Consider the following 14094-nt stretch of genomic DNA (forward strand, 5'->3'; position numbering starts at 1 on the left):
ACCCCGCTCCCTCTCCCCGCCCTCCTCGTCATCCCCGCCTCCCGCCAGCGGACCGCAGGCGTTTCGCCGGTGGTCGGTGCCCCCCCCCCCCTTCCCCCCCCCCCCCAAGGCCCTGCTGCCCTACCGCGGGCGCCCGCTCGTCGAGAACGCGGTGCGGGTGCTGCGCGAGGCGGGCTGCGGTCCGCTGCACGTGGTGCTCGGCGCCTCGGCCGCCGAGGTCCGCGAGCGGGCGGACCTCGGCGGCTGCGTGGTCGTCGACAACCCGGACTGGGCCGAGGGCATGGGCTCCTCGCTGCGGGCCGGCCTCGCCTCGCTGGCCGGCACGGGGGCGAGCGCGGCCCTGGTCTCGCTGGTGGACCAGCCGGGGATCGGGCCGGCGGCCGTGGCCCGGGTCCTCGCGGCGTACCGGTCCCCGGCGAGCCTGGCGGCGGCGGCGTACGGCGGGGAGCGCGGGCACCCGGTGCTCTTCGGGGCGGACCGCTGGGCGGACATCGCGGCCACGGCGACGGGCGACAAGGGCGCGCGGGTCCACCTGACACGGCACGCGGACGAGCTCACGCTGGTGGAGTGCGGGGACATCGCCGAGGCCTACGACATCGACACCCCGCCCGACCTGGCACGACTCGCCTGAGGACGGGCAGGGGCGGTCTTGAGCGGGCTGTGACCGTGGTGGCACTGAGGGCCACCACCGACCGGAGTGTGTCGATTCAGAGAATCTCGACGTCAACAAACCATTGAACTTCCACCATAAGGAAATTACTATCCACTGGTCAGAAGCGCCCTGAACCCCAGACGGCGCCCGCGACCGTATCCCGGAGCTCTCCACACCCGACGGCACTGCGTGCCGTCCTGAGCGAGCATTCCCCCGCGGCCGCCAGGCACCGCCGCTGAAGGAGTGACAGCCATGTCCGCACCAGCGCCGTCATCGCCGGCCATCGTCGACGCCGAACCCCTGCCCCGCCAGGACGAGGTCCTGACCGAGGCGGCCCTCGCCTTCGTGGCCGAGCTCCACCGGCGGTTCACCCCCCGCCGCGACGAGCTCCTCGCCCGCCGGGCCGAGCGCCGCGCCGAGATCGCCCGCACCTCCCACCTCGACTTCCTCCCGGACACCGCACAGGTCCGCGAGGGCGAGTGGCAGGTGGCCCCGGCCCCGGCCGCCCTGAACGACCGCCGTGTGGAGATCACCGGTCCGACCGACCGCAAGATGACCATCAACGCCCTGAACTCGGGCGCCCGGGTCTGGCTCGCCGACTTCGAGGACGCCTCGGCCCCCACCTGGGAGAACGTGGTCCTCGGCCAGCTGAACCTGATCGACGCCTACGAGCGCCGCATCGACTTCACCGACCCGCGCACCGGCAAGGCGTACGCCCTGCGGCCCGCCGAGGAGCTCGCGACCGTCGTGATGCGGCCGCGCGGCTGGCACCTGGAGGAGCGCCACCTCACGGTCGACGGCCGGCCGGTGCCGGGCGCGCTCGTGGACTTCGGCCTGTACTTCTTCCACAACGCGCAGCGCCTGATCGACCTGGGCAAGGGCCCGTACTTCTACCTGCCGAAGACGGAGTCCCACCTGGAGGCGCGCCTCTGGAACGACATCTTCGTCTTCGCCCAGGACCACGTCGGCATCCCGCAGGGCACGGTCCGCGCGACGGTCCTGATCGAGACCATCACGGCCGCGTACGAGATGGAGGAGATCCTCTACGAACTGCGCGACCACGCCGCCGGCCTGAACGCGGGCCGCTGGGACTACCTGTTCTCCATCGTGAAGAACTTCCGCGACGGCGGCGAGAAGTTCGTCCTGCCGGACCGCAACGCGGTGACGATGACCGCCCCGTTCATGCGGGCGTACACCGAACTGCTCGTCCGCACCTGCCACAAGCGCGGCGCGCACGCCATCGGCGGCATGGCGGCCTTCATCCCGTCCCGCAAGGACGCCGAGGCCAACCGCGTCGCGTTCGAGAAGGTCAAGGCCGACAAGGACCGTGAGGCGAACGACGGCTTCGACGGCTCCTGGGTCGCCCACCCCGACCTGGTCCCGATCGCCATGGCCTCCTTCGACGCCGTCCTCGGCGACAAGCCGAACCAGAAGGACCGCCTCCGCGAGGACGTCTCGGTGGCGCCCGGCGAGCTCATCGCGATCGACTCCCTGGACGCCAAGCCCACGTACGAGGGCCTGCTGGGCGCCGTCCGGGTCGGCATCCGCTACATCGAGGCCTGGCTGCGCGGCCTGGGCGCGGTCGGCATCTTCGGCCTGATGGAGGACGCGGCCACCGCCGAGATTTCCCGCTCGCAGGTCTGGCAGTGGATCAACGCCGGTGTCGTCTTCGAGAACGGCGAGCGCGCCACCGCCGAACTCACCCGCAGGATCGCCGCCGAGGAACTCGCCGCCATCCGCGCCGAGGCGGGCGACGAGGCCTTCGCGGCCGGCAAGTGGCAGGAGGCCCACGACCTCTTCCTCCAGGTCTCCCTGGACGCCGACTACGCGGACTTCCTCACCCTCCCGGCCTACGACCGCCTCATCGGCTGACCCGCCCGCCGAACGCAACCGGCCCCCGCCCGCAAGGGCCCGGGGCCGGTTGCGTTCGGCCCGTGCGCCGCCCGCATCCACCGGTCAGCCGGGCGGCGGCGGACAGGCCCGCGCCGGATCCTCCACCGGGACGGGCCGGACCTGGCCGACGGGTCCACTCGGGGTCCACCCCGAAGCAGGAGGGCGCGGGACGCCGTTGCTCGGCCGCCTGCTGCGTACGGGCGACGGCCCGCGCGGTGTTGTCGAGGGCGAGTCCCGCGAGCGAGGCAACGACCACGACCTCGACGCAGAACAGGCGCGCACCGGAATCAACGGCGAGGGCTCCGGCGGAGGGCCCCTCGCCCCGGCCGAACTCGGCCACGACGGGCCAGCCCCGCACCCCGAACTCCACCCTGGCCTGCTCGAAGTCCCGCGCCTCGCCGCGCACTTCGACCAGGGTGGGCACCCGTTGGCCGTACCGCCGTCGCACCGCCCCCACCCCCGCATCTCCTGGTCCGGTCGGGTGACCGTACCGGGCGCGGCGGGGCGGTGCGCGGGGAATTCCGGGCCGTGCGAAGCGGAGTTCGGGCGGCCGAACGACCGGTCGGTCGTTACGTCATCGTAATCTGCGGCTACCTAGCGGTAACAAGCCGGGGCGTGTCACCTTTCCCGTGCCACCGGCCGGCGGTGTCCCCCACTTCCCCAGCCATGCCCCGGAGTTCTCGCGCGCTCCGGCTCCGGCATGGCCTACCGCAGGAGTTCCGTCGTGATCGGATTCCGCTACGCCAGCAAGGACAGGACACACCGCCGGCTGCGACGACTGGCCGGGGCCGGGCTGGCCCTGCCGCTCGCCGCGGGCGCACTGGCAGTTGCCCCGGCCGGGACCGCGGCCGCCGCCCCCGGGACCGGGCCCACCGCCGTGGTGTCCATGGGCGACAGCTACATCTCCGGCGAGGCCGGGCGCTGGAAGGGCAACAGCCTCACCAATTCGGGCAGCCGGACCGGCACCGACCGGGCCTGGGTCAGCGGCAGCGTCTACGACCCGTCGAAGGTATACGGCTCCACCGCGGGCGGATGCCACCGCTCCGACTCCGCCGAGGTCAAGAGCGCCGGGCCGATCGCCGACGCGGCCGTCAACCTGGCCTGCTCCGGCGCCACCACCGCGAACGTCTTCCGCTCCGTCAGCGGCGGCGTCCCCTTCAAGGGCGAGGCCCCGCAGGCCGACCAGCTCGCCGCCGTGGCCGCGAGCCACAACGTCAAGGTCATCGCCCTCTCCGTCGGCGGCAACGACCTCGGCTTCGCCGACATCATCGAGGAGTGCGCGTACGACTTCGTGATCTGGAACTCGTACTGCTACGACGACCAGCAGTACGGCGTCGACCAGAAGATCGACGGCGTCATGGGAGGAGTCGCGAAGTCCGTGGACGAGATCCGGGCCGTGATGCGCGCCGCCGGCTACGGCGACTCCGCGTACCGGATCGTGCTCCAGTCCTACCCGTCGCCGATCCCGCGCGGCGCGGAGAACCGTCACCCCCAGAGCGACTGGAGCCGCTTGAACACCGGCGGCTGCCCCTTCTGGAACCGGGACTCGGACTGGGCGCGGGACTCCCTCGTCCCGCAGATCGCGAACCGCCTCAAGGCGGTCGCGGCGGAGAAGGGCGTGCAGTTCCTGGACCTGCGGGACATGATGCAGGGGCGCGAGGTGTGCGCCAAGGCCAGCACGCAGGTCACCTCCACCACGCCGGCGTCGGCGAAGACGAGCGAGTGGGCGCGCTGGATCGACAGCAGCGAGACCCAGGGGCTCGTCCAGGAGTCCATGCACCCCAACCACTTCGGCCAACTGGCGCTGGGCCGCTGCCTGGCCCTGGCCGTCGGCCAGAGCGGCACCTCGAGCGTCGGCTGCAAGAACACCGCCGGCGCGGACCAGACCGGGATGTACCTCACCCCCGTCCCGTAGCCACCGCAGGGCCCGGAAATCGGGATGATCGCCCGCGGTACGGGCTGGCATGCTCGGCGCATGGCAGCCCGTACCGCGCGTCCCAGCATCTACATCTCCGTCGACATCGAGGCCGACGGCCCGATCCCCGGCCCCTACTCCATGATCAGCTTCGGTGCCGCCGTCGCCGGGCGGCAGGACGGCGCCGCGTACACGGCCGCCGACCCCCAGCGGCAGACCTTCTACCGCGAACTGCGGCCGATCAGCGACCAGTACGACCCGGAGGCCCTGGCCGTCAGCGGGCTGGACCGGGACCGGCTGCTGCGGGAGGGCACCGACCCGGGCGCGGCCATGGCGGCGTTCCGGGGGTGGGTGCGCACGGTGGCCGAGGCGGCCGGGGCGCAGCCGGTGATGTGCGGCTACCCCGCCTCCTTCGACTGGACCTTCCTGTACTGGTACCTGATGCGGTTCGGCGGCGACAGCCCCTTCGGGCACTCCGGCTGCCTCGACATGAAGACCCTGTACGCGGCGAAGGCACGGGTCCCGCTGCGCGCCGCGGTCAAGGGGCGGATGCCGGCCGAGCTCCGCTCCCGCCGCCGCCACACCCACCACGCCCTCGACGACGCCATCGAACAGGCGGAACTGATGAGCAACCTGATGCTCTGGCAGGGCCCGGCCGACCCCGAAGCGGGCCGGTAGCCGCCGACTGCCGGCCCCGCCGGTGTGTTCGCCGGCCTCGTGCCGGGGGCGGCACCGCCCGCACGACGGTCTCAGCCGGGCGGCAGGAAGCCCAGCACCGCGCTGAGGTCGGCGAGTTCGCGGTAGTGGACGCCCGTCATGCCGATCGCGACCGCGGCCTCGACGTTCTCGGCCCGGTCGTCGACGAACAGGCAGCGGTGCACGGCGACGCCGGCCCGTTCGGCCGCGATCTCGTAGATCCGGCGGTCCGGCTTGGCGACCCCCACCCGGGCACTGCTGACGACGTGGTGCGCGAGGTCCTGGAGTCCCAGCGTCAGCAGGTCCGCCTCCAGCTGCTCGGTCGCGTTCGTCACCAGCACCAGGGGCATGTGCGCCCGTACCCGGCGGAGCAGCGCCACCACCGCCTCGTCGGCCCGGAACGGCGCTTCGGCGAACGCCGTTCCCAGCTCGCGGGCCACCGGCTCCGGCACGCAGTCGGCCAGGCCGAGCACGATGGACTCCACCCACTGCCGCTTCGTGGTCTCGCCCAGGACCAGCGGCAGGCCCCGTTCGGGTGCGAAGGCCACCCGTGCGGTCGTGCCCTCCGGCAGCCCGGCCCGCCGCTCCAGCTCCGGGAGCAGGGCCGGATCGTAGAAGCGGATCACGTTGTCGAAGTCGCAGAGCAGCGCGTCGAAGGGGGCGCCGGGTATCCCGTCATCAGCCACCTCCCTTGGATAGCAGCGCCGTCCGCGGTCGTCGAGACCACCCGCCCGGCGGGAGATCGGCTCGGAGCTCGCAGAACACGTCGAGCGGAGCCTGCACAGGGCGGCCGTACTCGCCGGGGTGCCGGGTCAGCAGACCGGTGACGACGCCCGCGTGCATGGCGGCCGCGGGCCGGAGGGCGCTCGCGTCGTTCCGCCGTACGGGCGTCAGGTGGCACGCGTCACCGCCCCGGGAGGCACCTCGGGCAAGCCTTCGGTGCCGCCCGGGAGCGGGAGCCGCGGACCCCGCTCGGGTCCGCGGCCGCCGGCCGGGGGCCGTCCCCCCCGGCCGGAGCCGGTGGGGGATCAGCCCTGCGCGGTGATGCGCGCGAGGCGCTGGGCCTCGTCCCGCGTGGAGCGGGCGATGGCGTCCTCGTCGGCGGTGAGCAGCCGGTTGTTCTCGACGATCTGCTCGCCGTTGACGAACGACGCGGTCACCGGGGCGGCCGCGCCGAAGACCAGGGCGGTGACCGGGTCGGCGATCGAGGAGTGCAGGAACGTGCTGAGGTTCCACAGCACCAGGTCGGCGAGCTTGCCGGCCTCCAGGGAGCCGATGCTGTCGGCTCGGCCGAGGACCTGCGCGCCGCCGTACGTACCGAGGCGCAGCGACTGGCGGGCGGTGAGCGCGGCCTCGCGGTGCACCGGGTTCAGACGGTTGATCAGCAGCGCGTTGCGCAGCTCGGTGTGCAGCTCGCCGGACTCGTTGGAGGCGGTGCCGTCCACGCCGAGGCCGACCGGGACGCCGGCGGCGAGCATGTCCGGGACGCGGGCGATGCCGGCGGCCAGGCGGGCGTTGGAGGACGGGCAGTGCGCCACACCGGTCTTGGTCCGGGCGAACGCGGCGATGTCGGAGTCGTTCATGTGGACGCTGTGCGCCATCCACACGTCCTCGCCGAGCCAGCCGGTCGACTCGAAGTAGTCGGTCGGGCCCATGCCGAAGAGCTCGTGGCAGAACTTCTCCTCCTCGACCGTCTCGCTGCCGTGGGTGTGCAGGCGCACACCGAGGCGGCGGGCCAGCTCGGCGCCCTGCTTGAGCAGCTCGGTGGAGACCGAGAAGGGGGAGCACGGGGCGACGGCGACCTGGGTCATCGAGTCGAAGGACGCGTCGTGGAACTTCTTGACGGTCGCCTCGGTGTCGGCCAGCGCACCCTCGAGGGTCTCGACCGCGTGGTCCGGCGGCAGGCCGCCGTCCTTCTCGCTGCGGTCCATGGAGCCGCGGGCCAGGGTGAAGCGGACGCCCATCTCGGACGCGGCGCGGATGATCGCGCCGGAGAGGTCGCCGGCCCCCTTCGGGTACACGTAGTGGTGGTCCATCGCGGTGGTGACACCGCCGCGGGCCATCGCGGCCAGGGAGCCCTGGGCGGCCGAGTAGGCCATCTGCTCGTCGATGCGCGCCCAGGTCGGGTACAGCGCCACGAGCCAGTTGAAGAGGTTGTGGTCGGTGGCCAGGCCGCGGGTGATCCACTGGTAGAAGTGGTGGTGCGTGTTGACCAGGCCGGGGGTCACGAGGTGGCCGGTGCCGTCGATGCGGCGCACCACGTTCTCGAGGTTCTCGGGGGCGCTGCCCGCGCCGATGGCCTCGATCCTGTTGCCGGCGATGACGATGTGACCCGAGGCGTACTCGGTGTCGTTCGCGTCGACGGTGGCGATCGCACAGTTCTCGATGACGATGCGCCGGGCCGCGCTGTCAGTGGCTGCCATGGGGCTTCCTCGTGCTTTCAGTGGCGGTGCGGGCACGGCAGGACCCAGGGATTTGAGTGCCGAAACCGGGGCCTGACAGCTGACAGTACTGCCGCCCCGTGTGATGCTCCGGGTGCCGAGTTCGGGAAGTGCGAAGGTGTTGCGGTGGATGCGCGATTCGGGTGGATGCGCGGTGCGGGTGGAGCCGGGGGTATCCGGAGTGTCCGGGTCCCGGGGCCGCTGAGGAGCCCCGGGACGCCGGGTGCCGGATGCCGGATGCCGGGTGCCGGCTAGAGGTTCGTCAGGTCCACCGGGATGCGCGCGTCGGCGCCGTCCCGCAGGATCGTGGCCTCGATCAGACCGTACGGGCGGTCCGCGGCGAAGTACACCTCGTTGTCGTTCTTGAGGCCGAAGGGCTCCAGGTCGACGAGGAAGTGGTGCTTGTTCGGGAGCGAGAAGCGGACCTCGTCGATCTCCGAACGGTGGTTGATGATGCGTGAGCCCATCTGGTACAGCGTCTGCTGGAGGGAGAGGGAGTAGGTCTCCGCGAAGGCCTCGAGCATGTGCTTCCTGGTGGCCTCGTAGGACTTCTCCCAGTTGGGCATGCGCTGCTCGTCGTCGGTCCAGTTGAACCGCCAGCGGCCCGACACCTGGGTGGCCAGGATGCGGTCGTAGGCCTCCTGGAGGGTCGTGTACTTGTCCTTCACGTACCCCCAGAACTCGGAGTTCGTGGAGTTCATGACGACCAGGTCCTTGAGGCCGGAGATGACCTCCCAGTTCTTGCCGTCGTACGTGACCTGGGTGACGCGGACTTCCTGGCCCTTGCGGACGAAGGAGTGCTTCACCTCGTCGGCGCCTATGAACTTGGAGTTCGCGTCCGAGGTCTGGATCCGCTCCCAGGCGTACTCCTCGATGCGGATGCGCGCCCGGTGGATCGGCTCCTGGCTGCCTACGAACCAGCGGGCCAGGTGGATGCCGAACTGCTCGGCGGACTCGATGCCGTACTCCTTGGCGAACGCGTACACCGTGTTCTTGGTGGTGTCCGTCGGCAGGACGTTCGCGTTCGAGCCGGAGTAGTGCACGTCGTCCATGTCGCCGGAGAGGGCGACGGAGACGTTCAGGTCCTTGATGTGGTGGGTGTCGCCGTCCCGCGTGATCTTGACGACGCGGTTCTCTGCTTTGCCGTACTGGTTCTGGCCGAGAATCGTGGGCATGGTCTGCTAGCTCCCTCGGTAAACGGAGTAGCCGAACGGGTTGAGCAGCAGCGGTACGTGGTAGTGCTCGCCCGGGTTGACCGCGAACGTGATGGTCACCTCGGGGAAAAACGCACCGCTGTCCCTTACGCGGGGGGCGTCCTGCTGCGCCTCGGCGGCTTGCTTCTTGGCGAAGTACGCCTCGGTCTCGAAGTCCAGGCGTACGTGGGTGGTGCCCTCCGGCAGTGCCGGCAGGTCCTTGCAACGCCCGTCGGCGTCGGTGGCCGAGCCGCCCAGGGCGGTCCACTCGGCGTCGTGGCCGCTGCGGGCCGCGAGCGAGATGGCGACGCCCTCGGCGGGACGGCCGATGCTGGTGTCCAGGATGTGCGTGGACACCGATGCGGTGGTTTCGGTGCTCATGGCCGTGTCACTCTCCTTCGGCGAGGCGGGTCAGACGGATCCGGTTGATCTTGACGAGCTCTCCGCGGGCGATCTCCCGCTCGGCCTCGGCGGTGTTCTGGATCCGGACCTTGACCGCGTCCCGCATCTGCTCACCGGTCGCACCGGTCGCGCAGATCAGGAAGACGTGGCCGAACTTCTCCTGGTAGGCCAGGTTGAGTTCGAGCAGCTCGGCCCTGAGCTCCTCGGAGGCCCCGGCCATGCCCCGCTGCTCGCGGGCGGAGGTCGGGTCGCCCGGCTTCGGACGGCCGATCGGGGGGTGGCCGGCCATGGCCTCCTCCAGGTCCGCGGCGGTGAGCTCCGCCATGGCGGCGTCGCTCGCGGCGAACAGGGAGGGGGCGTCGGCGAAGGGGCGGTGGGCGAGGACCTTGCTGCCCCAGGCCGCGCTGGCGCACACCTCGTGCAGTTCGGCCGCGGCCGCTGCATCGGCCAAGGCGTTGAACCGGGAAAGCCCCGGGGTCGGACTCGAAGTCACGGGAAGCCTCCGTGGCCTGATTGCTTTGACGGGCTGCGCATAGCTAACGCCCTCGGCAACACGGCGTCAACACTTTGTTGAATTTTCCCGTACACAAAAGCCGCCGTCCGGTTGATTCGGACGGCGGCTCGCGACCCTGGGTGACAGCTGGATCACCCCTGGTTGTTTTTATTGGGGTTTTCCCGGTTCAAGTAGTTGTAAACGGTGAAGCGGCTGACACCGAGGGCGCCCGCCACGGTCTCGACGCCGTGGCGCACGCTGAAGGCGCCGCGCGCCTCCAGCATCCGGACGATGCCCTGCTTGGACTTGCGGTCCAGCTGCGCCAGCGGCACGCCGTGGCGGCGCTCCAGCGCCGCCAGGATGTGGTCCAGGGACTCGCCCAGCTGCGGCAGGCGCACGGCGAGGACGTCCCGCCCCTCCCAGGCGAGCACCACGTCGTCGGGCCCGGCCTGGGCGGGATCCATCAGCACCCCGCCCATCGCGTCGACCAGCGGCTTGACCGCGGCGACGAACGGGTGGTCGCGAGGCTCGGTCATTCGACGCCCTCCCCGATCACGTTCACCTGGAGGGAGACGCGCGTGGCCCCGGCCTGAAGCGCGTCGCGCAGCAGCGCCGACACCGCCTGGAGCACCTCGCCGGCCTCGCCCTCGGCGGTGTTGCCGAACGGGCCGACGTCGACCGCGTCCAGTTGCGCCTTCTCGATGACCTCTCGCGCGACCACGGCATGGGCGGGTGCCTCTTCGAGGTCGAAGGGCTCGGTCGTGAACTCCACTCTCAATCGCACCTGGTCAAGCTACCCCGAGGTACCGAAATTCCGGCAGCCCCCACTTGACATCCGCACACAGCCCCATGCAGTCTTCCATCAAGCAGAAACAAACTTCCGCAATACGGAAGGAGCGCACACCCCTCATGGGATACACGGACCAGCGCTTCGATGTGAACCTGTCGATCCTCTTCACGGAACTCCCGCTCCTGGAGCGCCCCGCGGCCGCCGCCGCGGCGGGCTTCACCGCGGTCGAGCTGTGGTGGCCCTGGATCGACACCCCCACCCCGGCCCAGGAGGAGCTCGACGCCCTCAAGAAGGCCCTTGAGGACGCCGGCACGCAGCTGGTGGGCCTGAACTTCTACGCGGGCCGGCTCCCCGGGCCGGACCGCGGCGCGGTCTCCGTACCCGGCGAGGAGTCGGACCGCTTCCGCGCCAACATCGAGGTCGCGGCGGGCTTCGCCGCCTCCGTCGGCTGCAAGGCGCTGAACGCCCTCTACGGCAACCGCGTCGAGGGTGTGGACCCGGCCGTCCAGGACGAGCTCGCCCTGGAGAACCTGGTGACCGCGGCCCGCGCCGCGGACCGGGTGGGCGCGATCCTGCTGATCGAGACGCTGAACAAGCCCGAGTCCCCGCTCTACCCGCTGGTGAGCGCGCCGTCCGCGATCGAGGTCGTGGACAAGGTGAACGAGGCGACCGGCCTGGGGAACGCCAAGTTCCTGCTCGACCTGTACCACCTGGCGATGAACGGCGAGGACCTCTCCGAGGCCATCGGAAAGTACGCCGCCAAGACCGGCCACGTCCAGATCGCGGACAAGCCGGGCCGGGGTGCCCCGGGCACGGGCGAGCTGCCCCTCGAGGAGCTCCTCGACCAGCTCAAGAAGGCCGGCTACCAGGGCTTCGTCGGCCTGGAGTACAAGGCCGAGGACGCCGCCGCGTCCTTCGACTGGCTGCCGGCCGAGGCCCGCGCCGCCCGGTAGGAGGACGGAGTCCGGAGTTTCCCCCGGGCGCGCCCGCCACTTTTCGTACGCAGCTTCCAGAGCTTTTCAGAGAAGGACCCCGTCACAATGAGCAACAACCTCCCCAAGATTGCGTGGATCGGCCTCGGCATCATGGGCTCCCCCATGTCCGAGAACCTCCTGAAGGCCGGCTACCCGGTCACCGGTTTCACCCTGGAGCAGGACAAGCTGGACCGCCTCGCGGCGGCCGGCGGCACCGCGGCGGGCTCCATCGCCGAGGCCGTCGAGGACGCCGACGTCATCATCACGATGGTGCCGGCCTCCCCGCAGGTCGAGGCCATCTGCTACGGCCCCGAGGGCATCCTGGAGAACGCGAAGTCCGGCGCGCTGATCGTCGACATGTCGTCGATCACCCCGCAGACCTCCGTCGACCTGGCCAAGAACGCCAAGGAGAAGGGCATCCGCGTCATCGACGCCCCCGTCTCCGGCGGCGAGGCCGGCGCCGTCGAGGCCGTACTGTCGATCATGGTGGGCGGCGAGCAGGCCGACTTCGACGCGGCCCTGCCGATCCTGCAGGCGCTCGGCAAGACCATCGTCCTGTGCGGCCCGCACGGCTCCGGCCAGACGGTCAAGGCCGCCAACCAGCTCATCGTCGCCGTCAACATCCAGGCGTGCGCCGAGGCCGTGGTCTTCCTGGAGAAGTCCGGCGTGGACCTGACGGCGGCCCTGGACGTGCTCAACGGCGGCCTCGCCGGCTCCACCGTGCTGACCCGCAAGAAGGACAACTTCCTGAACCGCGACTTCAAGCCCGGCTTCCGGATCGACCTGCACCACAAGGACATGGGCATCGTCACCGACGCCGCCCGCAACGTCGGTGCGGCCCTCCCGGTCGGCGCGGTCGTCGCCCAGCTGGTCGCCTCGCTGCGCGCCCAGGGCGACGGCGGCCTGGACCACTCGGCCCTGCTGCGCGCCGTCGAGCGGCTCTCCGGCTCCCAGGTCTGACCGGGCAGCCCGATCGGGCCAACCCCCTCCCCCCACCGGGGGGTCCGAGTTTCCGGACGGTGCCGGTGCCGACACCTGTCCTGTCGCGCCCAGGCGCCGGCACCGTCCGGATCACCACTCTCCACCTTTGTTCAACAAACTGTTGACGTTGCGATCGGCCCGAATCTAGGCTGTTCCGCATGACGGAAAACGCTTTCCGTCAGCAGTTACCCGTACGGAAGGTCACCATGTCGAAGCGCACGCTGACGACCGAGTCCGGCGCCCCGGTCGCCGACAACCAGAACTCCGCCACCGCCGGCGTCGGTGGCCCGCTCCTGATCCAGGACCAGCAGCTCCTCGAGAAGCTCGCCCGCTTCAACCGTGAGCGCATCCCGGAGCGTGTGGTGCACGCGCGCGGCTCGGCTGCGTACGGCTACTTCGAGGTGACCGACGACGTCACCGCCTACACCAGCGCCGCGTTCCTGAACACGGTCGGCAAGAAGACCGAGACCTTCCTGCGGTTCTCCACCGTGGCTGACTCGCTCGGCGGCGCGGACGCGGTCCGCGACCCGCGCGGCTTCGCGCTGAAGTTCTACACCGAAGAGGGCAACTACGACCTCGTCGGCAACAACACCCCGGTGTTCTTCATCAAGGACCCGATCAAGTTCCCCGACTTCATCCACTCCCAGAAGCGCGACCCCTTCACGGGCAAGCAGGAGGCGGACAACGTCTGGGACTTCTGGGCACACGCCCCCGAGGCGACGCACCAGATCACGTGGCTGATGGGCGACCGCGGCATACCGGCCTCGTACCGCCACATGAACGGCTACGGCTCGCACACCTACCAGTGGACGAACGACAAGGGCGAGGCCTTCTTCGTCAAGTACCACTTCAAGACGAACCAGGGCATCCGCTGCCTGTCCTCCGAGCAGGGCGCCGAGCTCGCGGGCAAGGACCCCAACTCGCACCAGACCGACCTGCTCCAGGCCATCGAGCGCGGCGTGTACCCGTCCTGGACCCTCTACGTCCAGATCATGCCGGCCGCCGAGGCCGCGGACTACCGCTTCAACCCGTTCGACCTCACCAAGGTGTGGCCGCACGCCGACTACCCGCTGCAGCGCGTGGGCCGCCTGGTCCTCGACCGCAACCCGGACAACGTCTTCGCCGAGGTCGAGCAGTCCGCCTTCTCCCCGAACAACTTCGTCCCGGGCATCACCGCCTCGCCGGACAAGATGCTCCAGGGCCGCCTGTTCGCGTACGCCGACGCCCAGCGCTACCGCCTCGGCGTCAACCACACCCAGCTGCCGGTCAACGCCCCGAAGGCGGCCGTGGCGGACAACTACGGCCGCGACGGCTTCATGGCCACCCGCAACGGTGCGCGGACCGACAAGAACTACGAGCCCAACTCGTACCAGGGCCCGGCCGAGACCGGCCTCGCCCTCGGCGCCCCGAAGGCCGTCTCGGGCTACACGGGCACCCACGCGGCCCCGCTGCACACCAAGGACGACGACTTCTTCCAGGCCGGCGAGCTCTACCGCCTGATGTCGGAGGCCGAGAAGCAGCGTCTGGTGGCGAACATCGCCGGCGGCCTCTCCCAGGTCGGCCGCGAGGACGTCATCGAGAAGAACCTGGCTCACTTCCACGCCGCGGACGCCGACTACGGCAAGCGCGTCGAGGAGGCCGTCCGCGCGCTGCGCGAGGGCTGA

15 protein-coding genes are annotated in these 14094 nt (G+C 70.8%); 7 read left to right on the forward strand and 8 right to left on the reverse strand.

Annotated elements, in window-relative coordinates; translation table 11 throughout:
• Positions 1 to 76 precede the first annotated feature (76 nt).
• Together AC068A_RS08020 and aceB are read left to right on the forward strand one after the other, a co-directional pair.
• Positions 77 to 631, forward strand: coding sequence for a nucleotidyltransferase family protein (locus AC068A_RS08020; RefSeq protein ID WP_478582300.1), 555 nt, complete (start codon positions 77 to 79; stop codon positions 629 to 631).
• Between the two features lie 273 nt (positions 632 to 904).
• Positions 905 to 2524, forward strand: coding sequence for a malate synthase A (aceB, locus tag AC068A_RS08025; protein ID WP_478582303.1), 1620 nt, complete (start codon positions 905 to 907; stop codon positions 2522 to 2524).
• Here the strand turns inward: aceB and AC068A_RS08030 are convergent.
• Complete coding sequence (locus AC068A_RS08030; protein ID WP_478582306.1) at positions 2514 to 2969, reverse strand: hypothetical protein; 456 nt, start codon at positions 2967 to 2969, stop codon at positions 2514 to 2516. The genes aceB and AC068A_RS08030 overlap by 11 nt on opposite strands.
• A 300-nt stretch (positions 2970 to 3269) precedes the next feature.
• On the opposite strand from AC068A_RS08030, the gene AC068A_RS08035 reads away from it, so the two are divergent.
• Both AC068A_RS08035 and AC068A_RS08040 read left to right on the forward strand, forming a co-directional pair.
• Positions 3270 to 4460, forward strand: a complete 1191-nt coding sequence (locus AC068A_RS08035; protein WP_478582309.1) for a GDSL-type esterase/lipase family protein — start codon at positions 3270 to 3272, stop codon at positions 4458 to 4460.
• Positions 4461 to 4520: 60 nt separating this feature from the next.
• Positions 4521 to 5138, forward strand: a complete 618-nt coding sequence (locus AC068A_RS08040) for a 3'-5' exonuclease (protein WP_478582311.1) — start codon at positions 4521 to 4523, stop codon at positions 5136 to 5138.
• A 71-nt stretch (positions 5139 to 5209) separates the two neighbouring features.
• On the opposite strand, the gene AC068A_RS08045 is transcribed toward AC068A_RS08040, so the two are convergent.
• The 7 genes from AC068A_RS08045 to AC068A_RS08075 all read right to left on the reverse strand — a co-directional run bounded on the left by AC068A_RS08045 (position 5210) and on the right by AC068A_RS08075 (position 10469).
• Positions 5210 to 5842: an HAD family hydrolase gene (locus AC068A_RS08045; RefSeq protein WP_478582314.1), complete on the reverse strand. Its 633-nt coding sequence runs from the start codon at positions 5840 to 5842 to the stop codon at positions 5210 to 5212.
• A gap of 342 nt (positions 5843 to 6184) precedes the next feature.
• Complete coding sequence (locus AC068A_RS08050; RefSeq protein WP_478582317.1) at positions 6185 to 7579, reverse strand: 8-oxoguanine deaminase; 1395 nt, start codon at positions 7577 to 7579, stop codon at positions 6185 to 6187.
• A 269-nt stretch (positions 7580 to 7848) separates the two neighbouring features.
• Positions 7849 to 8772, reverse strand: coding sequence for a factor-independent urate hydroxylase (gene pucL, locus AC068A_RS08055; RefSeq protein ID WP_478582320.1), 924 nt, complete (start codon positions 8770 to 8772; stop codon positions 7849 to 7851).
• A gap of 6 nt (positions 8773 to 8778) precedes the next feature.
• Positions 8779 to 9171: a hydroxyisourate hydrolase gene (gene uraH, locus AC068A_RS08060; protein ID WP_478582323.1), complete on the reverse strand. Its 393-nt coding sequence runs from the start codon at positions 9169 to 9171 to the stop codon at positions 8779 to 8781.
• 7 nt (positions 9172 to 9178) lie between these two features.
• Positions 9179 to 9685, reverse strand: coding sequence for a 2-oxo-4-hydroxy-4-carboxy-5-ureidoimidazoline decarboxylase (gene uraD / locus AC068A_RS08065; protein WP_478582325.1), 507 nt, complete (start codon positions 9683 to 9685; stop codon positions 9179 to 9181).
• Between the two features lie 152 nt (positions 9686 to 9837).
• Positions 9838 to 10221, reverse strand: coding sequence for a helix-turn-helix domain-containing protein (locus AC068A_RS08070; protein ID WP_478582328.1), 384 nt, complete (start codon positions 10219 to 10221; stop codon positions 9838 to 9840).
• A complete protein-coding gene (locus AC068A_RS08075; protein WP_478582331.1) occupies positions 10218 to 10469 on the reverse strand; it encodes a thiamine-binding protein in 252 nt (83 codons plus the stop codon). Before AC068A_RS08075 ends, AC068A_RS08070 begins: the two co-directional genes overlap by 4 nt.
• Before the next feature lie 125 nt (positions 10470 to 10594).
• Between AC068A_RS08075 and AC068A_RS08080 the strand changes: the two genes are divergently transcribed.
• The 3 genes from AC068A_RS08080 to AC068A_RS08090 all read left to right on the forward strand — a co-directional run bounded on the left by AC068A_RS08080 (position 10595) and on the right by AC068A_RS08090 (position 14094).
• A complete protein-coding gene (locus AC068A_RS08080) occupies positions 10595 to 11428 on the forward strand; it encodes a TIM barrel protein (protein ID WP_478582334.1) in 834 nt (277 codons plus the stop codon).
• A gap of 87 nt (positions 11429 to 11515) precedes the next feature.
• Positions 11516 to 12409: a 2-hydroxy-3-oxopropionate reductase gene (locus AC068A_RS08085; protein WP_478582337.1), complete on the forward strand. Its 894-nt coding sequence runs from the start codon at positions 11516 to 11518 to the stop codon at positions 12407 to 12409.
• Positions 12410 to 12636: 227 nt separating this feature from the next.
• The gene (locus AC068A_RS08090) at positions 12637 to 14094 is read left to right on the forward strand and encodes a catalase (protein WP_478582775.1); all 1458 of its coding nucleotides are present in this window, start codon (positions 12637 to 12639) and stop codon (positions 14092 to 14094) included.

This window comes from Streptomyces sp. NPDC043854, from assembly GCF_056436005.1.